Origin of the sequence: Microbacterium sp. 13-71-7 (assembly GCF_002257455.1) — a bacterium.
GTDB lineage: Bacteria > Actinomycetota > Actinomycetes > Actinomycetales > Microbacteriaceae > Microbacterium.
Genome location: NZ_NCKN01000032.1, coordinates 1 through 24,292 on the forward strand (window position 1 = coordinate 1; position 24,292 = coordinate 24,292).

A 24,292-nucleotide genomic window follows, 5' to 3' on the forward strand; every position below is an offset into this window, starting at 1 on the left:
CCCGACTGGGCGGATCTGAGTGACTTCCCGACGGCGCGCGCGTGAGGGGGCCTCCTGCAATGAGCCCACGGCATGGTCGGCTTCCGCGATGGGGGCTTCGCCCTCGTCGACGATGTGAAGCGGAGGGCGGGATCCCGCGGTCATCACGTCCAGAAGGTGACGGTTCTCGCGTCCGCGGGCGGTCGAGGCGGGCGCTTCCGACTGAACAGGCGATCCCAGAAGGTCGCTGAAGAAGGGGCTGGTGGAGATCTCGATCTCGGGCAGTTCGCTCATCAGCTGGCACTCCTCTGGTCGCGGGCGCTCAGGGCCGGGAGGTCTTGAGCCAGACGACGGATCCCGCTGCGATAGCTGTTGCGTGCGGGCTTCCAGTCGGGCTGGCCATGGGAGAACACAGCGGCCCCGGAAGGATCGAACGGGAGGGCGCCGATGACGGGGATCAGATGAGTGGAGAAGTCTTTTGCAGGGACGCTCTGGGCGGCAGGCGTGTTCAGGAGGATCCAGTACCTCTCCCCCGCGAGGGCCCGGGTACGGGTGGCGAGGTCCGGCAGCTGCAGGCGCCGGTGGGCGCGGTTGAGGTCGATCATTGTCGACGACATGCCGATCAGGACACGGTCGGCAGTGTCGATGATCGCCAATCGGGAGTCGTCGATGCTCAGGTGCCCCAGATCGACGATCACATCGATGCCGGCATCGCCGAGCTCGACGAGCAGGCGCGGGAGTTTGGCCCAGAGCCCATGGACACCATCCGCGACTGCGAGATTCACGAACCCAGGGATCACCCACATCTTGTGGCCCTCCGGGATCGCGGGAATGGGCCTTTCGGGGATCGGCGGAAGCTCGTGCATGGCGATTGAGATTGCAAACGCCGGGTTGAGGAGGTCCTCGGCCTCGAGCACGTTCCGGGAAACAGCGAACGCCAACTTCTCGATGCCGCCATCGCTAGGCAGAAGGTTCGCGCGGAAGAACCCAGGCATCATCGTGGACACTGCTCGGATGTCTGCCTCGATGAGGAGGACCGGACGCGGCCAGTGCACCGCCAGTGCCGTCGCCGCTGTGGTGACCCCGGGGGCGCCGGCGACACTGGTCAGTGCGATGACGGTCACTGAGCGTCTCCCGGGGCGAGGTAGAGGGAAAGGGCGCCAGCGGCGCCCCTGCTGGCCACATTGGGTGCAACCTGGGTAGAGACATAAACGTCGACCACGACGTCGTTCGTATTCGGAACTGGCCGGACCTGTGACACGACAGCCGGAATGGTCTCCGCAGCTGTGACATCCACCGGAGCGGCCCCCTGTGCGGGGACCGGAACAAGGACGACGCTGTCGCCGGCTTGAAGAGTCTGAGCCGGAAGCTTGCCCGGGCCGAGAGTCATACCGACGAGAGCCTTGCCGTTCGGGACCCCGAGATGATCAGAGATCGACGACATCGTCACGAGCGCACCTGTGGGGAGGTCAGTTGTCGCGACCTTGCCGAGGATCTGATCAAGCTTCGCTTGAGGGATCGCCTTGGAGTCCTGCCCCGCGGTGATCGACATCGTGGTGAGGTCATCCTGCACGATCGTGTGACCACGAACGATCGAGCTCTTCGCCACCCACACCTGCGTCGTGTTCGACACGTTGACGAAGACGAGGTAACTCACGACCGCGCCGAGAACGATGAACGCCGCAGCGATGATGGCGCGGGAGGCTGGTGCACGGGTACGAACCGACTTGACTTCCACGGCATTGCCGGTGGAGAGCTGCGCCGACTCCGCGCTCGGCGGGAGCCTGTCCTCCGTGATCATCACATCGCGTCCTTCCAAAAGGCATCCGCTACCTACAAGGGGCGGTCCCTCACGACGCGAACCGACAACTGGCCCGAATCTCGATGCCCCCCGACGATCACATCCAGACTATGTACTTCACGGAACCGATATATAGATCTCGGCCAAAAATTGGCACCCGCGGAATCCTAAGTAGGGCCTATCTGACGTTCTGTCACACAGGTCCAGGTGGGTCCCTCGTCAAGGCGGACCGTCCTCAGCCGGTCGCGACGAACGCTGCCTTGAGCTTCCGGCGAGCACGGGAGACACGGGCGTTCACGCAGTCGACCGTCACGCCTAGCTCCACGGCGATGTCCGTCTGGCGCTCCTCCTCAATCGCCACCCGCGCCAACAGCGCGATCTCGTCACCGGTGAGCACTCCCGCGCGTCGCGCCCAAGCAAACAACCTCAGCGCAAGGACCTCGAGCACGGGAGCTGGCTCCTGCCACACGCCTGTCACGGCCTCCAGCACCTCGTCACTGACCGGAGAGGTGCGGTCACCGATCAGTTCGTCGTTCTTGGTCTTCGCCGGCGCGAGCAGCCCGACCAATCCCATGGTCAGATTCGAGAACACCTTCTCGCGAAGATGCATCTTTTTCTCTGTAAAGAGGTGGATCATCTCCCATGCGTTCCCGATCGCGAGACCGACCCTATCGACGCGATCGAATTCGCTGAGCGCTCGGACCCTGTGAGCCATCCGTTGCGCGACCGGCAGGAGCACCTGCACCAGCAGCCGCTCCGCCGTTTTGTCTCCGTCTCGGGTAAGAGCCAGCAGTTCGTAAAGCGCCCGGTCCTGGGCTGCGCCACGGGTCGCGCGCACCTCATCGAGTAACTCACCGCAGACGCGCACACCCAACGCGCCGAATTCGTGCTCACGATCGACGAGGGTGTGTGACCACTCGAGGTTGAGGCGGGTCATGAGAGGTGTGGCCTGAATCGCTGAGGACATTGGAACTCCCGAACGTGACGGACTGATTGCCTCCGACGCTCCTCAGCGAGCGTGTACTCGTGCGTGTATTCGCGGCCAAGCCTTTGCACGGCCACGTTCCCGATGCGCCCGCAGAGCAGCGGATTTCCGGGGCGTTTGCGTGTATTGAGGTTGCGCGCAAGAAGGTTGCCCATCCTCAACGTCGGTTCCACCTCCCTCAGCGCACCTCTTAGAAGCAGGAAGGTTCGGAGCCGCAGTCGGAGCAGGCCGGGATCCCACGGAACGCTCGATCGCGCAACGGGCTCGTTCGCCCGCTCGTCTCTTCACGACACCGGTACCTCCGGTTCTTTCCACAGCCCGGTCGAACCGACCCTGTGTATCCAGCGGCCCGCATGCAGAGTCAGAGGACCAACCACTGATCCGGAAGGAACCTAATGTCCATCACCGAAGAAGCCCGTGGCGAGCTTGCCCAGAGGGTCGCGTTCAGCGCGTTTGCGTACTACCCGGAGATCCACGCCGATGAGATCACCTTTGACCTCCAGCAGGAAATCTCCTGGTGTCTGGAGCCGGCCGCGGGACAGTTTGCCGACGAAGACACTCACTTGCTTCGGGACCTCGTCGCCAGGACCATCATCGATCCAACCGCATACAGAGAGGTGCTGAACGACACTCTCGACAGCCTCATTGACGATCCAGCTGCGGATCCCGACGGACACGGTGAGTAGGCGTGGCCGACGAGGGCGAGGCGGCAGCACGCGCGGCACGTCGAGCGCGAAGCCGGGAGACGCAACGACGGTGGGAGCTCGAGAACCCCGACCGAGTCCGCGAGAGCCACCGCCGGTGGCGTGAAGCCAACGCTGAACACGTGCGTGCGTACGTGAACGAGTACAACACGCGCAACCGCGCCCATGTCAACGAACGCGAACGGCTTGCGGCGCAGCGGCGCCGCGATGCAGCCAAGAAGACCGCAGAGCGCCGACAGAAGGATCGGCAGCGAGCACGTGAATGGGCGGCAGCGAACCCCGAACGCCTGAAGGAACGTCGCGATCGCTGGCAGGCCTCGAACCGGGACAAGGTCCTCAAGGCCGGCCGAGACTACTACCAACGACACAAAGAAGAGATCCTGCGGAAGCAGCGTGAACGTGCGGCCACGGGCCGGAAGAATCCCGTCAAGGTCCAAGCACAACAAGAGTACGTCGCACGAAACAAGGACCGGATCCTCGCTCAGCAAAGAGCACGCCGTTCCACTCCCGAAGGGCGGGCGGCCGTCAACCGCGACAATCGCGAACGGAAGCGTCGAGAACGCCGTCGACAAGAACTGGGACTCCCGCCCAGGCCACGCCACCGATGGACCAAGAACGAACGTGCTGAGCACGTCGAGCAGTCCTCGGCATTCTTCACACGGCCCGTGACGGTGTTTCGCATGCGGGAGCTGCGCCGCGAAGCCCAGGACATCGCAGCCGCCGTCGCTGCGCGCGAGCGTCGAGAGCAGGATCAGTTCGAAGCTCGGTGGCAGCTGATCGAGATCGAGATCGACATGATCACCCGGGCGCTCCCTCACCACGCGGATCGAATCCTCCAGCTTCCACGAGGAGAGCGCCTCCGCGAGGAAGTCACCCTGGACTCCATAGCCCGTCAGACGCGCGGTGGGTCGCCGATCGACATAGACGCCGAAACACGACGCCGCGCCGTGGGGCTCGCGATCCCCTCAGTACGCCAAGAGGCACGCCTCCGCGTGCGCCAAGTCCTAGATTCGCCGGCTAGACACGCTTCAAGTCAGCACTTGAAGGGCGAGCAGAGCAGCGAGATCACGGCGCGCATCGACCGAGTGAACGCGAGCCTCCAGAGCACTAGTGATGGGGCGGAGCAGTTCGCGCAGAACGCGAAGACCGTCCAATCGTCATCGGTGGATCGCACGCCGCAGAAGAGCCGACCACCCCAGATCGAGCAGCAAGAAGGCTTACCGTCAGCGAGCCCTCGCCGCGGCGGACCACACCTTTAGCGTGCTACGCCACCCGCGCCCGTTCACCCACCCAGACCCTAACGGCTTGCGTCGCCTCTGGACATCTCACGGTCACCATTCGAGCACTGTGTAGTTTAATTATCCAGAAGTCTAGGTTCCGTACCCACTGTCGGTTCCGACCGCTTCTCTGCACCCCTTTTAGCAAAGGACCACTCCTGATGAGCGGCCAAGGAAATGACGACGTGAAGTTCTACTGAAGGGCAAACCATGAAGATCCGATCCATCCACTCCCAGCCCGTGTCGGCAAACATCACGCCGGCCACGACGGAGGCCAGCGAGAGGCTCTGGTACACAGAGGCGGAGTTGGCGTCACTGCTCCGAGTGCACCCGTCGACCATCTCTCGTCGCGTCCGAGAGGGGACCCTCCCGGTCGAGCCCCTTCTCGTCGGAACCCGCCGCGTCTACGCCGTCGCGGAAGTTCATCGCCTCGCCGGTCTACCGTCATGAGCATCGAACGACGAGAGAGCGCAGCCGGCGTGCGGTGGCGTGTTCGGCTACATTCCGGCGGCAGGGTGATCGCCGACCAGACGTTCACTACGAAGCGGGCCGCGGAAGCGTGGGAACGCCAGCAGAAGGAGGCGCTGCATAGCGGGGACTTCGTCTCACCCCAGCAGACGCGCACGCCGGTCCTGGAGGTCGCCGCGGAGTTCTTGGCGGCTCGCTCTGGTCAGATCGCGCCGCATACCTGGCGAACCGACCGCGATAACCTTGCCGCGCTGCCACCGAGGTTTGCGGCCCGACCGATCGGGTCGGTATCCGAGGCCGACGTACTCGGACTCCTCACCGACCTTCTGAGCGTGCGGGCGCACTCCACGGTGTCCCGCATGCGAACGACCCTCTCCGCGCTGTGGACCTGGGCCGTCCGCGAACGATGGACACCCACCAACCCTGTCCGCGGGGTCCGGATGCCCTCAGGATCCGTCCAAGCTCACGACCACGGTCCCCTAACAGGGCCTGCCCTGGCGATGATGCTTGATGCACAGCGAGTCCTATCTCCGCGCGATGCCCACATCACGGAATGGCTGAGCCTTACCGGACTCCGCTGGTCCGAGCTGCGCGCGCTGCGCGTCGCTGATCTACAAGAGGTCCCGTTCCCTGCCATACAGGTGCTTCGCGCGCAAAGCGATGGCTACGCCGAGAAGGCCCCGAAATCGGCACGCGGCCGTCGCACCGTTCCACTTGTCGCTCGTGCGCATGAGATTGCCCAAGCGTGGGCCTCGGGCAAGGGCCCGGCAGCCTATCTCGCGACAAGCGCGACCGGTCTCCAGCTCCGTGGCTCCTACTTTCGGCGCGCCGTCGCGTGGACGAGGACGTCGCCGGATCACACCATTCACGATCTGAGGCACTACGCGGCCAGCTCCTGGCTTCGCCAGGGGATCCCGATCAACCAGGTCGCCGCATGGCTGGGCGACGATCCGAGAACAGTCCTGAAGGTCTATGCTCACGTTCTCGGCGAGGCACAGGACATCGAAGCACTACGCCGCCTGAACGCGCCGCTCCCCTCACACTCCCCTGACAAGGCATCGGGAGACGACGCGACCGGGGAAGAGGAACCAGAGAGGCCCCGCAAATCGGGGTCTGACCAGGAAAAACGTGGCGGAGACGGAGGGATTTGAACCCTCGGTCCCCTTGCGAGGACTCCACCTTAGCAGGGTGGTGCACTAGGCCACTATGCGACGTCTCCAGATGCCCGACGAGCCGGACACCAGCATCCATCCTAACGGGTCCGCAGGCACCGCGCGAACCAGGCCGGTCCCGGCCCCGGGACCCGACCCACCTGAGCGCCGACCGGATCCGCCGACGCCCCCTCTGAGCTCCGACGCCCCCTCGCAGTGACGTCACCACGAGGGGGCGTCGGTGCTGCGAGGGGGCGTCGGCGCAGAAGCGGCGCGCAGAAGCGGCACGCGGCACACGCACCGCACGCGCCTCGCGACGGCCGAAGCGGCCGGGCGTCAGCCGCGGTAGCCGTTACCGTTCGAGCAGGTCTGCTGCGCCGCCGACTGCCCGGAGACGTTCTTCGGCAGCTGGACCGGCCCCGACGTCGCGCCGGGCGTCGGCGCCGCGGACGGATCCGTCGTGGCGGGATCGGTCGTCGCGGGATCCGTGGGCGCGGGCGTCGCGGAGACGACGGCGTCGTCGCGCTGGCCAGCGACCTGGATCGCCTGGTTCGCGGCGAGCGCCGCCCAGAGCTGGTCCGCGCTGTCGGTGTCCGGGACGACCTTGTTCGGGTTGTCCGGATCCGTGAGCACGGGGTAGTTCACGAAGTTGATCTGGTCCAGCGGCACGTCCTTCATCGCCAGGGCGATCTGCACGAGCAGCGTCGGGCTGGTCAGCGTCGTGCTGGGCGTGACGTTCGACATCACGGTGTTCGCGAGCTTGAGCAGGGTGCCGGGGTTGCCGAGCACCTCGCTCGAGACCACCTTGCGCGCGAGCGAGGACATGTAGACCTGCTGGTTGCTGCCGCGGCCGAGGTCGCTGCCGTCGCCGACGCCGTGCCGCGTGCGCAGGAACTGGAGAGCCCAGTAGCCCTGCAGGGTGTGCGTGCCCGCGGTCAGCTCGAGCCCCGTGTCGGGGTCGCTCATGCCGTTCGCGACGCAGACGTCCACGCCGCCGATCGCGTCGGTGATCTTCATCACGCCGCCCCAGGTCACCTTGGCGGCGAACTGGATGTCGAGACCGGACACCTCGTGGATCGTGCGGGCGACGCAGTTCAGCCCGCCCGTCTCGAGGGTGACGTTGATCGGCTGCTTCGACATCTCGCTGGTCGCGTTCCCCTGCGCATCGGTGCACGACGGGATCGGGACCATCAGGTCGCGCGGGAACGTGATCACGGTCACGCGGCGCGGGCTGTCGGAGATGTGCAGCAGGAGGTTCGTGTCGTTGCGCTCGCCCGCGTTCTCAGGGTCGGAGCAGCGGTCGCCGAACTCGGCCGAGAACTCCGGCTCGCAGGCGTCGCTGCCGACGAGCAGCATGTTCACGCCGCCCTTGATCGCGCCGATGTCCGGCGGCACGGACTTCTCGCCGTCCAGGGCGACGGCGTTCGCGCTGAACGTGTGACCCAGGTCGTAGGCGACGTACGCGGCGACCGAGACGCCGGAGACGAGGACCACGGCCATGGCAATGCCGAGCATCTTCATCAGCTGGCTCCAGGCCGTCGGCCGGCGCAGCTGGCCGTGCCCGGCGACGGGGCGTCGGGATCGGGTCATCGCGCTCACACGGTGCCTTTCAGGATTCAGCGGGTGAACCGCGCCACCCTGCGCTCAGTCAGCGGAGAGTGTGGGATTCGAACCCACGGGACATTGCTGCCCACTGGTTTTCAAGACCAGGTCCTTCGGCCGCTCGGACAACTCTCCTCGGCGCGCATGCGCACACCGAACAGGCGTCGAGTCTAACGGAGAACCGGGTAGCGCCCTGTGAGCGCTTCTCCATTGTGCCGCGGGCCCCCTGGACAGGCGCTGAGTGAAGGCCTGATGACAGCACAGAAGGGGATCACGGCACTGCGGGAACGGTCAGCACGATCCGCTCGATCGCGGTGGCGAGCCCGCCGTCCTCGACGTCATCGGTGACCTCGCCGGCCGCGGCCCTGACCTCGTCCGGGGCCTGGCCCATCGCCACGGCGCGCCCGCCAAGACCTCGCGCCCAGGCGAACATGCCGAGATCGTTGCGGCCGTCGCCGGCGACCAGCACCCGGTCGTCGCGCTGTCCTCGCGACTCCCGCACGCGCGCGAGCGCCGTCCCCTTGTCGACGCCGCGCGGCGCGATGTCGAGCCACGCGGTCCAGCCGATCGCGTACGAGACCTCGTTGAGCCCGGCGTCCTGCACGAGGCGGTGGAAGTCGTCCTCATCGTGGCCCGGCGAGACCACGACCACGCGCGAGACCTCCTGGGCGCTCAGCTCGGTGAAGCCGACCTGACGTCCGCCGTCGAGCGTCCAGTCGTCGAGCTCGGCGGTGTACAGGCGCTGGCCGGATCCGAGCTCGACCATGTATCGCGCGTCGGGCAGGCGGTCGTGCAGCAGCGAGAGCACGGCCGAGGGATCGAACGTCTCCACGTTCCAGCGCTCGTATCCGTCCACCGCGGGACCGCCGCCCGTCGCGGCGCCATCCGCGGCGGATCCGCTCCGGCGCATCGTCACCGCGCCGTTCGAGCAGACCACGAACTCGGGACGGATCCCGAGCTGGTCCAGGAAGCGGTGCGTTCCCATCCAGCTGCGCCCGGTCGCGAGCATGACCTCGTGCCCGGCGTCGCGGGCGCGGCCCACGGCGTCGGGAACGCCGGGGCTCATCGTCTCGTCCTGCAGCAGGATGGTGCCGTCGATGTCGAGGGCGACGAGCCAGGCGTTCGTCATGCGCCCGCGCCCTCGATCCCTGCCGCGCCCTCCGCGCCGAGCGGCCGGAGCACCTCGAGCCCGCCGAGGTAGGGGCGCAGGACCTCGGGCACCCGCACGGATCCGTCCTCCTGCTGATGCGTCTCCAGGATCGCGACGATCCAGCGCGTGGTCGCGAGCGTGCCGTTCAGCGTCGCGACGTGCTGCGTCTTCGCCGCGCCCTCCACGGCTTCCGGGCGGTGCCGGATGTCGAGGCGGCGCGCCTGGAACGTGGTGCAGTTCGAGGTGGAGGTGAGCTCGCGGAACGCGCCCTGCGTGGGCACCCATGCCTCGATGTCGTACTTGCGCGCGGCGCTGGATCCGAGATCCCCCGCCGCCACGTCGATCACCCGGTAGGACAGGCCGAGGGCGGTGAGCATCTCCTCCTGCAGCGCGACGAGGCGCAGGTGCTCGGCCTCGGCGTCCTCGGGGGTCGTGTAGACGAACATCTCCAGCTTGTTGAACTGGTGCACGCGGATGATCCCGCGGGTGTCCTTGCCGTAGGAGCCGGCCTCGCGGCGGTAGCAGGTGGACCAGCCCGCGTAGCGCAGGGCGCCGCGGGTCAGATCCACGATCTCGCCGGAGTGGTAGCCGGCCAGCGCGACCTCGCTCGTGCCGACGAGGTACAGGTCGTCGTCCTTGTCGAGGTGGTAGACCTCGTCGGCGTGCTTGCCGAGGAAGCCGGTGCCCTGCATGATCTCGGGCCGCACGAGCGTGGGCACGATCATCGGGGTGAACCCGGCGCCGAGCGCCTTGTCCAGGGCGAGGTTCATGAGCGCGATCTCGAGACGCGCGCCGATCCCGGTGAGGAAGTAGAACCGGGCGCCGGAGACCTTCGCGCCGCGCTCCATGTCGATCGCACCGAGCAGCTCGCCGATCGCGAGGTGATCGCGCGGCTCGAAGTCGAACGTCGGGGTCTCTCCCACACGGCGCAGCTCGACGAAGTCGTCCTCGCCGCCGGCGGGCACGCCGTCGACGATGATGTTCTCGATCGCGGAGAGCGCATCCGCGGCGAACTCCGCGGCCTCGTTCGACGCGGCCTGCGCCTGCTTCACCCGCTCGGCGAGGTCCTTCGCCTGGGCGACGAGGGCCGCCTTCTCATCCTTCGGCGCCTTCGCGACCTGCTTGCCGAACGCGTTCTGCTCGGCGCGCAGTTCTTCGAACGCCGCGAGCGCGGCACGGCGCGATCGGTCGGCCTCGATCGCCGCATCGACGGTCTCCGGCGCGTTGCCGCGCGCGGCCTGGGACTGACGGACGAGCTCTGGCTCGTCGCGGAGAAGGGCGAGGTCGATCACCCGTCAAGTCTAGCCAGGCGACGCGCCGCGGTTCTCCGGCCCCGGACCGCCCGTTTCGGAGCGCGCACCTGGCTGGATCCGCGGCCCCGAAGCCGCCATTCACGCGCCGCGAAACCGGGATGCGGTCCTCCGGAATAGGCTGAGCGCATGACTGACGATGCCGGACGCCCGCGCGCCGCACTCGTCGTCAACCCGGTCAAGGCCGATGCGCCGAAACTCGTCGAGCTGCTGCGCACGCTGTCGGCGGGGGCGGGCTGGGACGCCCCGCTCATCATCGAGACCTCCGTCGAGGATCCGGGCCAGGAGGCCACCCGCATCGCGCTGGCCGACGGCGCCGCAGCGGTCCTGGTCGCCGGCGGCGACGGCACCGTCCGCGCCGTGTCCGAGACGATGGCGGGGACCGGCGTGCCGCTGGCGATCGTGCCGAGCGGCACGGGCAACCTGCTCGCGCGGAACCTGGGCCTCGCGCTGGCCGCCCCCTCGGCCGCGATCGATGCGGTGTTCCACGGAGACCGCCACCCTGTCGACATCGGCTGGGCCGAGCTGACGCGCGCGGACGGCGCGGTGCAGAGGCACGGCTTCGTGGTGCTCGCCGGCATCGGACTGGACGCGCACATGATCGCGAACACCCGTCCCGGCCTGAAGAAGTCGGTGGGCTGGGTCGCCTACGTCGACGGCGCCGCGCGCGCCCTGCCGGGTGCGAAGCCGTTCCGCATCATGTACGCGGTCGACGACCTCAAGCTGCACTCGGTCAAGGTGCACAGCATGCTGTTCGCGAACTGCGGGGCGCTGCCCGCGGGCATCGCCCTGATCCCCGACGCCTCGATCACGGACGGCACTCTCGACGTCGCGGTGATCCAGGCCCGCGGTCCGTTCGGCTGGCTCGCCGTCTGGCGCACCGTGTGGTGGCAGAACTCGGTGCTGCGGCGCAGCAAGGCCGGCCGGCGCATGATCGAGCTCACGGGATCCGGCGGCTCGATCCGCTACCTCCAGGGCGTCGACGCGGACGCCGCGACCACCGAGCCCGCTCCGGTCGAGCTCGACGGCGACGAGTTCGGCGAGGCCGTGCGGATCCACTGCCGCATCGATCCGGGAGCGCTTCTGGTGGCCGTGCCCGCCGGGCACGTGATCAGTCCGACCTGATCCGGCGTCAGCCGATGACCGTGACCTTGCCGTCCAGGTGGTCGCCCTTGAGCGTGAGGGAGTAGCCGGACGGATCCGCGGGTGCGTTGACTCCGAGCACGGTGATCCGGGGCACGAAGTCCATCGTGCAGACCTGGGTGGCGTCGGTCTGGAACGTGACCGTCGCACCCTTCTTGTCCTGGTCCTCCACCAGATCGCTCACGACAGGACGGCAGGTCGAGGAACCCCAGGTGAGCAGCAGGATGCCGTTCTCGGAGAACCAGCCGGCGCTGGGCTTGCCGTCGCTGCTTCCGCCGGCGCGGAGCGCGCTGCCGCCCGCGAGCGGCAGCCGCCCCTGGAACCCGCCGCCGTGGAAGATCACCGTCACGTCCTTGGTCGGGTCCACGCCCTCCGGCACGCCGACGAACGTCGCGCGCGGCGCGAAGTCCATGGTGCATACGGCGTTCGCATCGGGGTCGGCGAGCGTCACCGTGATCGTCTGCCCGTCGGCGCTGACGTCCTGCGCCGTCGGGGTGCAGGCGAGGGACGAGGAGCCGTAGGTGACCAGACCGATCCCGCGCCCGCCGTCGAGCCAGGCCGCCGCCGGATCCGTGGAAGGCTGGGGCGAGGTGGTCGAGTCCGCCGTGGGGACCGGCGGGCTGACCGGCTCCAGCTGGGCGCAGCCCGCCAGGGCGAGCGTCGCGGAGGCGGCGAGAGCCGCGATGGCCAGGGCGGTGCGGATCCTCATGCGCTCATGCTATCCAGCGCCGAACTCCGTCACCATGCCCCGTCGCGGACGGCTCCGGCGGTCGGCCGCGCCGCCGCGCACGGCTACTGCAGCGACGAGGTGAGCCGGGCCAGATTGTCCAGCACGGTCGAGCGGAGCGGCTGCTGCATCCATTCCTCGAGCGTCAGCTCGCGGCTGAGGGAGCGGTACCGGTCCTCGACCTCGCGCAGCTCCCGCACGAACTCCTCGCCGCGCACGAGCATCGAGATCTCGAGGTTCAGACCGAAGGAGCGCATGTCCATGTTGCTGGATCCGATGACCGCGATGTCGTCGTCGATCGTCAGGCTCTTGGTGTGCAGGATGTACGGCTTGCGGTACATCCAGATCCGCACTCCCGCCCGCAGCAGCGCCTCGTAGTAGCTGCGCTGCGCGTGGTAGACGATCGCCTGATCGCCCTCCTCCGACACGAACAGCTCCACCTGCAGCCCACGGTCGCACGCCGTGGAGACGGCGAGCAGCAGCGCCTCGTCCGGCACGAAGTAGGGGCTCACGATCATGATCTTGCGCTTGGCGGCGTAGAGCAGTCCCAGGAACAGCCGGAGGTTGTTCTCGGCCTCGAAGCCGGGGCCCGAGGGCACGATCTGGCAGTCCAGGTCGCCGCTGCCGCTCTCGGTCGGGGCGAACGCGACCGACTCCGGCACGTCGTCGGTCTCGCTGTACCAGTCCGAGAGGAACACCGCGTTGACGCTGCCGACGACCGGCCCGTCGACGCGCACCATGAGATCGACCCAGTGCAGGCCGCGCTTGATGTTCTTCGGCAGGTTGTAGGTCGAGTCGGTGACGTTCTGGGATCCGAGGAAAGCCACCTCGTTGTCGACGACGAGCAACTTGCGGTGGTTGCGCAGGTCGGGGCGCTGCGTGCGCCCCTTGAGCGGCTGCACCGGCAGCATCAGATGCCAGTCGGCGCCCATCGCGTCCAGTCGCGCGATGGTCTGCTTGTAGCGCGGCTTCCAGCGGTTGGCCCAGTGGTCCAGCAGCACCCGCACGGGCACGCCGCGGGCGGCCACCTCCTCCAGCGCGCGGAAGAAGTTGTCGGTCGAGTCGTCCGACTGCAGGATGTAGAACTCCACGTGCACGAACTCGGTGGCCTCGCGGATCGCGTCGGCCATGGCGTCGAGCGAGACCTGGTACTCGGAGATCAGGTGCGCCCCGTTGTCACCGAACAGCGGAAGCGCCCCGAGGCGCTGATTCATGCGCACCAGGGACGCGAGACTCTCCGGCATCTGGATGTCGGAGACGCCGAGGTGCAGGTCCTTCGTGACCTCGGCGATGGTCTCGTTGATGAGGTCCTGCTTCTTGCGCCGCGCGCGCGGCAGCCGCGGGTTCCCGATCAGCAGGAACAGCAGCACCCCGACGTACGGGATGAAGTAGATCGCGAGGAGCCAGGCCGTGGCGGCCGTCGGGCGCCGGTTGCGCGGCACGACGATGATGGCGATCACGCGGATCGTGAGGTCGACCAGCACGGCGAAGGCGACGACCCACCAGGGCCACGACTGAGACCACATGCCGCCTCTTCCGCACGGAATCCGCCGCCGGACGGCGACTTCGTCCACAGTAGCGGCTGGGCGGGACAATGCCCGGCGCGGCTCGGAGCCGCCAGGACCCGGCCGGCGGGGCGCCGGCTCAGGTCAGGAGGAGCGGGGCGGCAGGCCTCGCGCGGCGCGCTCCTCGGCCTCGATGCGCGCGTGCGTCTGCCGCTCGGTGCGATCGAAGCGCAGGATCCCGCGCAGCACGAACCAGAACACGATGCAGACGACGATCGTGGGGATCACCGACCACGCGGCGGCCACCCAGAATTCGTCCATGCTCCGATCCTACCCGTGGGTCCGGTGCGCCCGCTGAGAGCAGGTTGCTCCCTCCGCCGCGATCGGTCCGCACATCCGGGATCCGCGGGAATCTTCCGCACTGTTCCGTTCCTGACGCGGAGCGCGTCCGGCGGCGCTCCGCAGGGTGGATCCATGACGACCATCGTTCACGCCGCGGGCGCCGCAGAGCTGCTCGCCGCCATCCCCGTGCTCACCGGCTTCACCCCGCGCGACTCCCTCGTGCTGCTGCCGTTCCGCGGCGCGCGCACCGCGGGCGCGCTGCGCTTCGACCTGCCGGCGAGCGCCACGCCCGCGCCCACGGCCGCGGCTCCGCTGCCCGCCGTTCCCGTGCCCGCAGCCCCAGGGCCCTCGGCCGCGGAGTTCGCCGCGACCGCGATCGGGCTGGCCTGTCGCGTGCCCGACACGGATGCCCTCGCGATCGCGGTGTACGCCGACGGCAGCTCCGCGCCCGGAGAAGCGCTCCCGGCCGCCGCCCTCGTCGATGAGCTGATCGGGCGGGCGCAGGCGTGCGAGCTGCACGTGGTCGAGGCGCTGTTCGTCGGCGGCGGTTCCTGGGCCGACTACCGGGATCCGGCGTCCGCATCCCGCCCTCTGACGGAGGTGCCGCCCCCGCCCTCGGTGCCCGGATTCGCGGGCCCCGCTCCGGATCAGTTCAGCGGCACCGAACTGCCCTCGCCCGGTCTGTTCGCGGCGGAGTCGGTCGGCCGCGCGCTGCTCGCCGTCGAGCGCGTGCTCGGTCCGGCCGTGCCGGGGCGCCGTCGGCCTCCGGCCACGGAGCGGACGGACCCGAGAGCCCGGGAGACGGCGCTGCTGCTGGACGATCTGCCGTCGTTCCTGGAGGAGGCGCTGGATTCGCCCGAGGCGCTCTCGCCGTTCGCCACGGCCGCGCTGGTGTGGGTCCTGAACCGCCCGGCGCTGCGTGACGTCGCCCTCGTGCAGTGGGCGAGCAGCATCGACCGCGGGGATCGGGCCCTGGCCGCACAGCTGAGCCACGGGACGAGAGGGTCCGCCGTGCCGTCGAACATCGGCGGGATCCTGATCGGCGACGGACCGCGACCGGACGGCGACCGCCTGGGCGTCGCGCTGGCCCTCGTGCGGCGCACGGTCGCGCTCGCACCACGGGAGACACGAGGGGGACCGCTCGCCGCCGCCGGGTGGTTGTCCTGGGCGTGCGGACGATCGACGCACGCCGCCCGGTACCTGGATCAGGCGGAGGCGGTGGACCCTGGGCTCACGTTCGCACAGCTGCTGCGGACGGTCGTGGATGCCGGCATGCTGCCGCGCTGGTCCTTCCGCGCGGCAGCATGAGGGCGCGCGGGATGCGTCACTTCACGAGCGGGAACAGGATCGTCTCGCGGATCCCGAGGCCGGTGATGGCCATGAGCAGGCGGTCGATGCCCATGCCCATTCCGCCCGTCGGCGGCATGCCGTGCTCGAGCGCGCGCAGGAACTCCTCGTCGAGGCGCATGGCCTCGAGGTCGCCGCCCGCGGCGAGCTTCGCCTGCTCGATGAAGCGCTCGCGCTGGATCACGGGGTCGATGAGCTCGGAGTAGCCCGTGGCGAGCTCGAATCCGCGCACGTAGAGGTCCCACTTCTCCACGACGCCCGGGATCGAACGGTGGTCGCGCACGAGCGGGGAGGTGTCGACGGGGAAGTCCATCACGAAGGTCGGCCGCTCCAGGCCGCCCTTGACGAAGTGCTCCCACAGCTCCTCGATGAGCTTGCCGTGGGTCGCGTGCGGCGGCACGTCGACGCCCTGCGCCTCGGCGAACGCGATGAGGTCGGCGACCGGGTCGGAGGGGGTGAAGGTGCGCCCCGCGGCGTCGGACAGCGAGTCGTACATCGAGATGCGCGCCCAGTCCCCGCCGAGGTCGTACTCGGTGCCGTCCGCCCAGGTGACCAGCGTGGATCCTGCGACCGCGATCGCGGCGTTCTGGACCAGCTCCTGGGTGAGGTCGGCGATGCCGTTGTAGTCGGAGTAGGCCTGGTAGGCCTCGAGCATCGCGAACTCGGGGCTGTGCGTCGAGTCGGCGCCCTCGTTGCGGAAGTTGCGGTTGATCTCGTACACCCGCTCGATGCCGCCGACGACGGCGCGCTTCAGGTACAGCTCGGGCGCGATGCGCAGGTAGAGCTCGGTGTCGAAGGCGTTCGAGTGCGTGATGAACGGGCGGGCGGAGGCGCCGCCGTGCTGCACCTGCAGCATCGGGGTCTCCACCTCGAGGAAGTCGTGGCTGGTGAAGGTCTGGCGCAGGCTGGCGTTGACCGCCGCGCGGGCGCGCACGGTGCTGCGGGCCTGATCGCGCAGGATCAGGTCGAGGAAGCGGCTGCGCACGCGGCCCTCCTCGCTGAGCTCGCCGTAGGCGTTGGGCAGCGGCAGGATCGCCTTGGACGCGATCGTCCAGGAGTCGGCCATGATCGACAGCTCGCCGCGGCGGCTCGAGATCACCTCGCCGTGCACGAACACGTGGTCGCCGAGGTCGACGAGCTCCTTCCACTGCGCGAGGGACTCCTCCCCCACGTTGGCCAGCGAGATCATGGCCTGGATACGGGATCCGTCGCCCGCCTGCAGCGAGGCGAAGCAGAGCTTGCCGGTGTTGCGGCTGAACACCACGCGGCCCGCGACGCCGACGAGCACTCCGGTCTCGGCGCCGGGCTCGAGCTCGCCGTACTCGGCGCGCAGCTGCGGGATGGTGTGAGTGACCGGCACGGCGACGGGGAAGGCGCCGCCGGCCGCGTCCGCGCGCTCGGCGATCAGCCGCTCGCGCTTGGCCAGACGCACCGCCCGCTGCTCGAAGGTGTCCTCCGCGGCGTCCGTCGAAGGGTCGCTGCGGTCGGGGGTCGGCGCGGGCGCGTCAGTCATGAGTGGGGCTCCTCGGAAGTCGCCGATAAGTCTACCGGCGCGCACCTCGGCGCCCGCCCGGGGCGGGAGCCGGTCGCACGCGAGGGCACGGCCGCGGTGCGATCAGAGCCGGTCGTCCGAGGACACCTCGCGCAGAGCCCGGTCGAAGGTCGAGGAGACGAGCGCCGAGAGGAACCCGCCGGGGTTCTCCACGCCGATCCCCCGCAGGATCCCCGTCGCCTGGCCGACGATCGAACGCGCGAACTCCGACGCCGTCGAGATCGCTTCGGCGTAGGCGGGCCGGTCCGCCTCCTCGATCACCACGGGCTCGCACCCGAGCTCCACCGCGAGAGCCTGGGCGATCGGCAGCACCATGGCCGGCGCCGTCACGCCCGCGTACGAGGCCTGCAGCTGACGCAGGTCGAGCGTGGTCCCGGTGAACGAGATGGCGGGGTGCACCGCGAGCGGGATCGCCCCGCTGCGCACGGCCGGCTCCAGGACGTCCGTGCCGTAGGCGGGATCCGTGTGCAGCACGAGCTGACCCGGCTGCCACGCCCCGACCTCGGCGAGGCCCGACACGAGACCCGGCAGCTGATCGTGCGGCACGGCGATCACCACGAGCTGCGAGGAGCGGACGAGCTCCGGCGCCTCCTTCACGGCGACGCCCGGCAGCACCGCCGCCGCACGCTCCGGGTCGGATCCCGGTGTGATCCCGACGAGGGCGTGGCCGGCTCCGCCGAGAGCCGCGCCGATCACCGGGCCCACATGACCGGCTCCGACGATGCCGACGTCGAGACGCCCCGCGCGGGTCACGAGGTGCCCTCCGCGGATCCGCCGAGCCCCGCGGGGAGGCTGTGTCCCGCGGGAAGGCTGTGTCCCATGGGCAGCCCCTGCTCGGCGGGCAGACCCCGATCCGCGGACAGACCCTGCCCCGCGGACGCGGGCGCCGGCTCGTGCTCCTCGGCCCAGCGGTGCGCGCGGTCGGCCGCGGCCGCGCGGGCGGCCGACACCGAGAGGGTGTTCAGCATGCCGAGCAGCACCTGGCTGTCCAGGCCGGACACCTCGCCGCGCACGGGGCCGACGGCGGAGTGCGCCTGCGCCTTGGCGACACCCTGCGCCCGGTCGATCGGCCCCTGGTGCAGCGAGAAGCCCTGCAGCCTGGCGAGCGGGAACACGGCCAGCTGGCGCCAGATGCGCCCGCGGCGCAGCAGCAGCGCGAAGTCCGTGAGCGCGGCGCCGTGCCGACGCCAGGACAGGGGACGCCGCCACCACGCCCGCGGCGGGATCGTCGCGTACGGATCGTCGGCGACGGGTCCCAGCACGCCCTGCTCCCAGATCAGCGGCAGCACCTCGGCGGGGACGTCGGGCAGGATCAGCCCCAGCACGCGCTCGACGTCCGCGCGCGCGCCGACCGGCAGCACGATGTTGAACTGCTGCGCCTGGCTGGACTGCTGCTGGGAGGCGGCCTTGCCGCTCATCCGGTTGATCCGCACCGACCACCAGCCGAACGGCCGCCACAGCAGCGGCTGCATGACCTCGACGGCGAAGATCCGCCCTGGTGGAATGGTCTCCGTCACGGTCGTGAACAGGCCGAACGTGATCCGCACCCCGTCCGGGGTGGCCGCGATCGAGTAGCGCAGCGCCCGCGCGATCCTGCTCCAGGTCACCGCGATCGAGGCGAGCAGCAGCGGGATCCCCATCGCGAGGGCGATGCCGACCGCGATCGCGCCTCCGGCGGGCCCGGCGTCGGCCAGCACCGCCGGGAGCGTGCCGATCATGCCGCCCACGAAGATCACCGCGAACAGCGCGAGCCAGGTCAGCCCGGACAGCACGTGCGAGCCGACGAGACGCCCGGTGGGGATCCGCAGCACATGCTCCGGTGCGATGTCGTCCAGGTCCACCCCGCTGATCAGCCCCGTGACGCCGGCGTCCATCGACGCCGCGAGCTGCGCGCGCATCGTTCGCGCGGCCGCCGCGTCACCGCTTCCGCGCGTCGCCTCACGGGCATGCCGCGCTCCGGAGGCGAGGCGCAGGATGTCCGCGCGCACCGACTCGGCCTTCGCCGTGGACAGGTACTCGAGGGGAACGTTGGCGTCGTTGCCCGCCCCGTCGACCTCGAGCTTCGCGAGCCCGATCAGTCGCGCAGGGAACGGACGGGTGAGGTTCACGCCCTGCACGCGGTCGAGCGGTGCGCGGCGGTGCGAGCGGAAGACCACGCCCTTGCGGACCTCCACGTGCGCCTCGGTGATGCGGAAGTCGTGGAAACGCCACATCAGCCAGAACATCCCCACGAGCAGCACCGCCAGGGCGAGCACGCCCAGCAGCACCACGAGCACGAGGTTGTTGTTCACGACCCAGTCGACGGGGTCGCCCCCGAACTCGGGCACGCGCGTGGGGGTGAACAGCGAGATGAGCCAGTACACGATCTTCTCGCGCAGGTTCGCGACCAGGTAGCCGATCACGATCACCAGCACCAGGCCGCCCTTCATGAGCGGCGTGAGCGGGTGCATCCGGTGCCATTCGCCGTCGGCGAGCGAGGGCGCGCCCGGCGCCCGTCCCGCCGCGGCCTGCGGGAAGGGCGTGGCCCCCGGCACGGGCGGCGCGCCGTAGGGCTGCTGCTCCGGCGTGCTCACAGGCCGGTCCGGCGCATCTCGGCGACGTCGATGAGGGTGTCCCGCAGCGACTCCGCGGCGTCCTCGGTCATGCCGGGGATCTCGACGCCGGTGGTCGCGGCGGCGGTCACGAGCTTGAGCTTGGCGATCCCGAAGGCGCGGTCGACCGGCCCGCGGGTGATGTCGACCAGCTGCATGCGGCCGTACGGCACCGCGATCATGCGCTGCCACAGGATGCCGCGGCGGAAGACGATGTCGTCGGCGCGCAGCATGTAGCCGATCGCCCTGGCCTGGCGCGGCAGGATGACGAGCTCGAACAGGATCACGACGGCGATCACGCCCGCGACCGTCCAGGCCCACGGCCAGGGCTGGGCGAGCAGGGTCGTGGCGGCGTATGCGGCGACCGCGATCACGGCGAGGAGGATGATGCGCAGCAGCACCTCGGCGATCACGTACTTCGGCGAGATCTGGTGCCAGGTGCCGTCGAGGGCGAGCGCCCCGCGCGCCGTGGGCGTGCGGAGTGCCGGGTACGTGCCGTCGTCGAGCACCGGCGCGGCGGCGGGCGCCGTGTGCGCGGGCGGGGCGACGCTCGCGGACTGCGCGCGCGCCTGGGCGCGCGTCGGCGGCACGACGGGATCAGTGCCCGGGATCTGCGGCGGTTCGGGGATGGTCGTCATCGTCGTCCTCCAGGCGCGGCCCGCTGAGGCCGTCGGGGTCGTGGGGCCCGTTTCCGGGCAGCAGGCAGAAGCTCTCCGCGATCACCGCCGCGATCGTGAGCACGAGTGCGGCGACGGCGGTCGCGATGATCGAGCCTAGCGGCGGCGTGATCGGGCGGGACAGCAGATAGGCCATGAGTCCGACGGCGAAGCCGGTGATCGCGGCGCCGACCAGGCTCGAGGCCCGTGCCAGCGTCGCGATCCGAAGCGCCCGGAACGGATTGACGGGCGGCCGCTCGGGAGATCGCGTGCTGCGGCGGATCGGCCAGGCGAGAGCCAGCACCGCGAGCGCCAGCAGCACGAGGAAGATCGACAGCAGGATCGACGGCGTGAACGTGGCCCTGCCCGCCGTGGTCATCGCGTGGTCGAGGAGGAAGCCCGCCGCCGCCCCGGCGAGGGCCAGCACGGACAGCAGTACCGGGGAGATCCGCTTCATGAGCCGTCCTCGAGCGCGGCCAGCAGGTCGGCGACCCTGCCGCGTCCCGGCAGCACCGCGTCGGGATCGACATCGAGCCACGGCGCCAGCACGAACGTGCGCTCGGCCGCGCGGGGGTGCGGCAGCAGCAGGTGCTCGTCGTCGCTGCGCAGGTCGTCGTACGCGATCAGATCGAGGTCGAGGGTGCGGTCGCCCCAGCGCTCGGCGCGGATGCGGCCGTGCTCCTCCTCGATCGCGTGCAGCATGCCGAGCAGGACCTGCGGGGCGAGACGCGTGGTGACGATCGCGACCGCGTTCGCGAACTCCGGGGCCTCCGGATCCGGCCCGTCCAGCCGCACCGCGACCGTGCGGAAGATCCTCGAGACGCGCACGTCGTCGACGAGGGGCAGGCGGCGGATCGCCTGCACGGCGTCCTCGATGGTGGCGGTGGTGTCGCCGAGGTTGGATCCGAGCGCGACGACCGCCTCGACCGGCTCCTCCTCCGGACGGGGGTCGATCGCGGGCAGGCGCCGTCCGCGCGGGACGGGCGGGATCGGGTGGGTCGGCGTCATCCCTCGCTCCATTCGCGCTGCACGTGGCTCACCCGCTGCACCGTGACGGACACGTCGGCGAAGGTCAGCGGGATCGGCGCGTGCGGCTTGTGCACGGTGACCTCGACGCCGTGGATCCGCTCGTCCTCGAGCACCATGTCCGCGATGCGCGTGGCGAGCGTCTCCAGCAGGTTCACCGGCTCACCGGCGACGACCGCCGCGACACGCTCGGCGAGCTCGCCGTAGTGCACGGTGTCGGCGACGTCATCGCTGGCGGCGGCCTGACGCACGGAGAGGTGCAGGCGCAGATCGACGATGAAGTCCTGGCCGTTCTCGCGCTCGTGCTCGAACACGCCATGCCGCCCGAACACCGTCAGACCGGTCAGAGTGATCGCGTCGAGGAAGTCCATGCCCCCCAGCCTACGGCGAGGGGCCGACGCGGATCGCGGCTGTCCGCGAAGGGCGAAGCGCCACATCCTGACCGCCGACGGGCGCGCCCCCGCTCCTGAGCGGTCGTCCGGCGGTCAGCCGTCCCAGGCGCCGAGCACGGCGAGGGCGTCGCGCGTGGCGGCGACGTCGTGCACGCGCACGGCCCACGCCCCGGCGCGCGCGGCGAGCGCGCTCGTCACGGCGGTGGCCAGATCCTTGCGCCGCTCATCGGCGTCCTCGCCCAGGGCGTCGGCGAGGAAGCGCTTGCGCGAGGTCCCCACGAGCACGCGCGGTCCGAGCGCCACGACGTCGGCCAGCTCGCGCAGCAGATCCCAGTTCTGCCCCGCGGTCTTCGCGAAGCCGACGCCGGGATCGACGATGATGCGCGAGGGGGCGATGCCCGCGGCGGCCGCGGCGGCGACGCGCTCGCGCAGCTCGCCGGCCACTTCGCGGCCGACCCGCGCGTACTCGGCGCGGGCGTACATGTCCGAGGACGGCCCGCGCCAGTGCCCGAGCGCGATGTCGGCGCCCGTCTCCGCCACGGCGGAGAGCATCTCCGGATCCGCGAGGCCGCCCGAGACGTCGTTCACGATCCGCGCGCCCGCACGGACGGCGGCGACCGCTGTGCCCGCGTTCAGGGTGTCCACGCTCACGGGGATCCCCTCCGCGGCGAGGCGCTCGATGACCGGCAGCACGCGGCGCTGCTCCTCGGCGACGGGCACCCGCTCGGCGCCCGGCCGGGTGGATTCGCCGCCGATGTCGAGCACGTCGGCGCCCTGCGCGCGCAGCAGCCTGCCGTGCGCGACGGCGTGGTCGGCGTCGGCGTAGCGCCCGCCGTCGCTGAAGGAGTCGGGGGTGGCGTTGACGATCCCCCAGATCGCGGTCATGCGGTGGTTCCTCGGGCGTCGCGTCCGTCGGCGGGATGGGCGAACGGGTCGGCGACCGACCGCGCACCCGCCCCGATCAGCGCGATCAGCTCGGCGCGTGCGACCGGATCCGTGTAGACGCCCCGTGCCGCGATCGTGAGCGTCGACGCCTCGGTCTGCCGGCCGCCGCGCATGGTGACGCAGCCGTGCACCGCGTCCATCACCACGAGCACGCCCTGCGCGTCGAGGTGGGAGGCGATCGCGTCGGCCACCTGCTCGCCGAGCCTCTCCTGCACCTGCGGACGGGACGCGAGGATCTCGACCACCTTGACCAGCGCGCCGAGGCCCACCACATGCTCGCCCGGCAGGTACGCGATGTGCGCGTGCCCGGCGAACGGCAGCAGGTGGTGCTCGCACACGGAGCGGAACCGGATGCCGCGCAGCAGCACGGCCCCCGAGGGCAGCGTGTCCGGCGCGGGACCGTGCGAGACGCTGATCGTGTGCGCGAGCGGTGCGCCGGGATCCTCGCCGAGACCGGCGAAGAACTCGGCGTACAGGTCGGCCATCCGCGCCGGGGTCTGCTTCAGCCCCGGACGCTCCGGATCCTCGCCGATCGCGAGGAGCAGCTCACGGGTCAGGCTCGCGACGCGGTCCCGATCGACGGCCATCGCTCAGGCCGTCGCGGGGCGCGGCTTCCCGCCACCCGCGGTGCCCGGCCGGCGCTCCGTCGACGGCTGGGCCGCCTCGGTCGCCGCGGTGCCGACCTCGACGCCGCGCTGCGGCATCTCGATCGGGGGCAGCAGCGACACCGGACGGTCCTCGCTCGAGAGCCACTGCGGACGCTCGGGGAGCTTGCGGATCTCGGTGAAGATCTCCGCGATCTGGTTGTGGTCCAGGGTCTCCTTCTCGAGCAGCTCGCGCGCGAGCTTGTCGAGGATGTCGCGGTTGGCGCTCAGCACCTCGTACGCCTCGTTGTGCGCCTGCTCGATGAGGGCGCGCACCTGCGTGTCCACCCGCTCGGCGATCGTCTCCGAGTACTCGCGTCCGCGGCCCATGTCGCGGCCGGCGAAGGGCTCGCCGCCCTCGGTGCCGAGCTTGACCGGTCCGAGCTCGGTCGTCATGCCGTATTCGAGCACCATCTTGCGGGCGATGGACGTCGCCTTCTCGATGTCGTTCGAGGCGCCCGTGGTCGGGTCGTGGAACACGATCTCCTCGGCCACGCGGCCGCCCATCGCGTAGGTGAGCTGGTCCTGCAGCTCGTTGCGGGTGACCGAGTACTTGTCGTCCAGCGGGAGCACCATCGTGTAGCCGAGGGCCTTGCCGCGGGGCAGGATCGTGATCTTGGTGACCGGGTCGGTGTAGTTCATCGCCGCCGCCGCGAGCGCGTGTCCGCCCTCGTGGTACGCCGTGATGAGCTTCTCCTTGTCCTTCATCACGCGGGTGCGGCGCTGCGGGCCGGCGATGACGCGGTCGATCGCCTCGTCGAGGGCCCTGTTGTCGATCAGCTGCGCGTTCGAGCGTGCCGTCAGCAGGGCGGCCTCGTTGAGCACGTTGGCCAGGTCGGCGCCGGTGAAGCCGGGGGTCTTGCGGGCGACGACCTCGAGGTCGACGCCGTTCGCGAGCGGCTTGCCCTTCGCGTGCACCTCGAGGATGTGCTGGCGGCCCTTGAGGTCGGGCGCGTCCACGCCGATCTGCCGGTCGAAGCGGCCGGGGCGCAGGA

General features: G+C 70.1%; 25 protein-coding genes, 2 tRNA genes and 1 pseudogene. 6 read left to right on the top strand and 22 right to left on the bottom strand.

Annotation, left to right across the window (positions count from 1 at the left end; genetic code table 11):
- From B7X32_RS05030 to B7X32_RS05045, 4 genes are all read right to left on the bottom strand, one after another.
- Positions 1–273, bottom strand: a 273-nt coding sequence (locus tag B7X32_RS05030) for a hypothetical protein (RefSeq protein ID WP_292716945.1), incomplete at its 3' end; no start/stop codon positions are given.
- Positions 273–1,103, bottom strand: coding sequence for a hypothetical protein (locus B7X32_RS05035; RefSeq protein ID WP_292716947.1), 831 nt, complete (start codon positions 1,101–1,103; stop codon positions 273–275). The genes B7X32_RS05035 and B7X32_RS05030, both read right to left, overlap by 1 nt.
- A complete protein-coding gene (locus tag B7X32_RS05040; RefSeq protein ID WP_292716950.1) occupies positions 1,100–1,780 on the bottom strand; it encodes an SAF domain-containing protein in 681 nt (226 codons plus the stop codon). The genes B7X32_RS05035 and B7X32_RS05040 overlap by 4 nt, the downstream gene beginning before the upstream one ends.
- A gap of 235 nt (positions 1,781–2,015) precedes the next feature.
- Entirely contained in the window at positions 2,016–2,717 is a 702-nt protein-coding gene (locus tag B7X32_RS05045; RefSeq protein ID WP_292716953.1) for a hypothetical protein, read from the bottom strand.
- 443 nt (positions 2,718–3,160) lie between these two features.
- Between B7X32_RS05045 and B7X32_RS05050 the strand changes: the two genes are divergently transcribed.
- The 4 genes from B7X32_RS05050 to B7X32_RS05060 all read left to right on the top strand — a co-directional run bounded on the left by B7X32_RS05050 (position 3,161) and on the right by B7X32_RS05060 (position 6,365).
- Positions 3,161–3,451: a hypothetical protein gene (locus B7X32_RS05050; RefSeq protein WP_292716956.1), complete on the top strand. Its 291-nt coding sequence runs from the start codon at positions 3,161–3,163 to the stop codon at positions 3,449–3,451.
- A gap of 152 nt (positions 3,452–3,603) precedes the next feature.
- Positions 3,604–4,728, top strand: coding sequence for a hypothetical protein (locus B7X32_RS05055; RefSeq protein ID WP_292716958.1), 1,125 nt, complete (start codon positions 3,604–3,606; stop codon positions 4,726–4,728).
- A gap of 228 nt (positions 4,729–4,956) precedes the next feature.
- Positions 4,957–5,196 carry a helix-turn-helix domain-containing protein gene (locus B7X32_RS21045; RefSeq protein WP_366246953.1) on the top strand — a complete coding sequence of 80 codons (240 nt, stop codon included), beginning with the start codon at positions 4,957–4,959 and terminating at the stop codon, positions 5,194–5,196.
- Positions 5,193–6,365, top strand: coding sequence for a site-specific integrase (locus B7X32_RS05060; RefSeq protein ID WP_292716961.1), 1,173 nt, complete (start codon positions 5,193–5,195; stop codon positions 6,363–6,365). The genes B7X32_RS21045 and B7X32_RS05060 overlap by 4 nt, the downstream gene beginning before the upstream one ends.
- On the opposite strand, the gene B7X32_RS05065 is transcribed toward B7X32_RS05060, so the two are convergent.
- The 5 genes from B7X32_RS05065 to serS form a co-directional block, all read right to left on the bottom strand.
- Positions 6,344–6,433 (bottom strand) — tRNA-Ser (locus B7X32_RS05065). The two genes, B7X32_RS05060 and B7X32_RS05065, sit on opposite strands and share 22 nt — an antisense overlap.
- A 268-nt stretch (positions 6,434–6,701) precedes the next feature.
- Positions 6,702–7,955 (bottom strand): LCP family protein, encoded by a 1,254-nt coding sequence (locus tag B7X32_RS05070; RefSeq protein WP_292716964.1) that lies wholly within the window; start codon positions 7,953–7,955, stop codon positions 6,702–6,704.
- Between the two features lie 62 nt (positions 7,956–8,017).
- Positions 8,018–8,102, bottom strand: a tRNA-Ser gene (locus tag B7X32_RS05075).
- A 136-nt stretch (positions 8,103–8,238) separates the two neighbouring features.
- Complete coding sequence (locus B7X32_RS05080; RefSeq protein WP_292716966.1) at positions 8,239–9,096, bottom strand: HAD family hydrolase; 858 nt, start codon at positions 9,094–9,096, stop codon at positions 8,239–8,241.
- Positions 9,093–10,409 carry a serine--tRNA ligase gene (gene serS, locus B7X32_RS05085; RefSeq protein WP_292716969.1) on the bottom strand — a complete coding sequence of 439 codons (1,317 nt, stop codon included), beginning with the start codon at positions 10,407–10,409 and terminating at the stop codon, positions 9,093–9,095. Before serS ends, B7X32_RS05080 begins: the two co-directional genes overlap by 4 nt.
- Positions 10,410–10,556: 147 nt before the next feature.
- On the opposite strand from serS, the gene B7X32_RS05090 reads away from it, so the two are divergent.
- The gene (locus B7X32_RS05090; RefSeq protein ID WP_292716972.1) at positions 10,557–11,552 is read left to right on the top strand and encodes a diacylglycerol kinase family protein; all 996 of its coding nucleotides are present in this window, start codon (positions 10,557–10,559) and stop codon (positions 11,550–11,552) included.
- 7 nt (positions 11,553–11,559) lie between these two features.
- Here the strand turns inward: B7X32_RS05090 and B7X32_RS05095 are convergent, their stop codons facing one another.
- The 3 genes from B7X32_RS05095 to B7X32_RS05105 form a co-directional block, all read right to left on the bottom strand.
- A complete protein-coding gene (locus B7X32_RS05095) occupies positions 11,560–12,279 on the bottom strand; it encodes a hypothetical protein (RefSeq protein WP_292716975.1) in 720 nt (239 codons plus the stop codon).
- Positions 12,280–12,362: 83 nt separating this feature from the next.
- Complete coding sequence (gene cls / locus B7X32_RS05100) at positions 12,363–13,823, bottom strand: cardiolipin synthase (protein WP_292716978.1); 1,461 nt, start codon at positions 13,821–13,823, stop codon at positions 12,363–12,365.
- Between the two features lie 123 nt (positions 13,824–13,946).
- On the bottom strand, positions 13,947–14,123 hold the full coding sequence (locus B7X32_RS05105) for a hypothetical protein (RefSeq protein WP_181158261.1): 177 nt from the start codon (positions 14,121–14,123) through the stop codon (positions 13,947–13,949).
- A gap of 153 nt (positions 14,124–14,276) precedes the next feature.
- On the opposite strand from B7X32_RS05105, the gene B7X32_RS05110 reads away from it, so the two are divergent.
- Positions 14,277–15,452 carry a DUF4192 family protein gene (locus B7X32_RS05110; RefSeq protein ID WP_292716986.1) on the top strand — a complete coding sequence of 392 codons (1,176 nt, stop codon included), beginning with the start codon at positions 14,277–14,279 and terminating at the stop codon, positions 15,450–15,452.
- A 16-nt stretch (positions 15,453–15,468) separates the two neighbouring features.
- Here the strand turns inward: B7X32_RS05110 and lysS are convergent, their stop codons facing one another.
- From lysS to B7X32_RS05160, 10 genes and pseudogenes are all read right to left on the bottom strand, one after another.
- The gene (gene lysS / locus B7X32_RS05115) at positions 15,469–17,004 is read right to left on the bottom strand and encodes a lysine--tRNA ligase (RefSeq protein WP_292716988.1); all 1,536 of its coding nucleotides are present in this window, start codon (positions 17,002–17,004) and stop codon (positions 15,469–15,471) included.
- Between the two features lie 102 nt (positions 17,005–17,106).
- Positions 17,107–17,796 (bottom strand): DUF2520 domain-containing protein, encoded by a 690-nt coding sequence (locus B7X32_RS05120; protein ID WP_292716991.1) that lies wholly within the window; start codon positions 17,794–17,796, stop codon positions 17,107–17,109.
- A complete protein-coding gene (locus B7X32_RS05125) occupies positions 17,793–19,616 on the bottom strand; it encodes a PH domain-containing protein (RefSeq protein WP_292716994.1) in 1,824 nt (607 codons plus the stop codon). The genes B7X32_RS05120 and B7X32_RS05125 overlap by 4 nt, the downstream gene beginning before the upstream one ends.
- Entirely contained in the window at positions 19,613–20,272 is a 660-nt protein-coding gene (locus B7X32_RS05130; RefSeq protein ID WP_292716997.1) for a PH domain-containing protein, read from the bottom strand. The genes B7X32_RS05125 and B7X32_RS05130 overlap by 4 nt, the downstream gene beginning before the upstream one ends.
- On the bottom strand, positions 20,232–20,747 hold the full coding sequence (locus B7X32_RS05135) for a DUF3180 domain-containing protein (RefSeq protein WP_292717000.1): 516 nt from the start codon (positions 20,745–20,747) through the stop codon (positions 20,232–20,234). The genes B7X32_RS05130 and B7X32_RS05135 overlap by 41 nt, the downstream gene beginning before the upstream one ends.
- Positions 20,744–21,298 (bottom strand): 2-amino-4-hydroxy-6-hydroxymethyldihydropteridine diphosphokinase, encoded by a 555-nt coding sequence (folK, locus tag B7X32_RS05140; RefSeq protein WP_292717003.1) that lies wholly within the window; start codon positions 21,296–21,298, stop codon positions 20,744–20,746. The genes B7X32_RS05135 and folK overlap by 4 nt, the downstream gene beginning before the upstream one ends.
- Complete coding sequence (folB, locus tag B7X32_RS05145) at positions 21,295–21,687, bottom strand: dihydroneopterin aldolase (RefSeq protein ID WP_292717006.1); 393 nt, start codon at positions 21,685–21,687, stop codon at positions 21,295–21,297. The genes folK and folB overlap by 4 nt, the downstream gene beginning before the upstream one ends.
- A gap of 114 nt (positions 21,688–21,801) precedes the next feature.
- Positions 21,802–22,593 (bottom strand): dihydropteroate synthase, encoded by a 792-nt coding sequence (gene folP, locus B7X32_RS05150; protein ID WP_292717009.1) that lies wholly within the window; start codon positions 22,591–22,593, stop codon positions 21,802–21,804.
- Entirely contained in the window at positions 22,590–23,240 is a 651-nt protein-coding gene (gene folE / locus B7X32_RS05155) for a GTP cyclohydrolase I (RefSeq protein ID WP_292717013.1), read from the bottom strand. Before folE ends, folP begins: the two co-directional genes overlap by 4 nt.
- A gap of 3 nt (positions 23,241–23,243) precedes the next feature.
- Positions 23,244–24,292 (bottom strand): annotated as a pseudogene (locus tag B7X32_RS05160) (cell division protein FtsH); the annotation flags it as partial.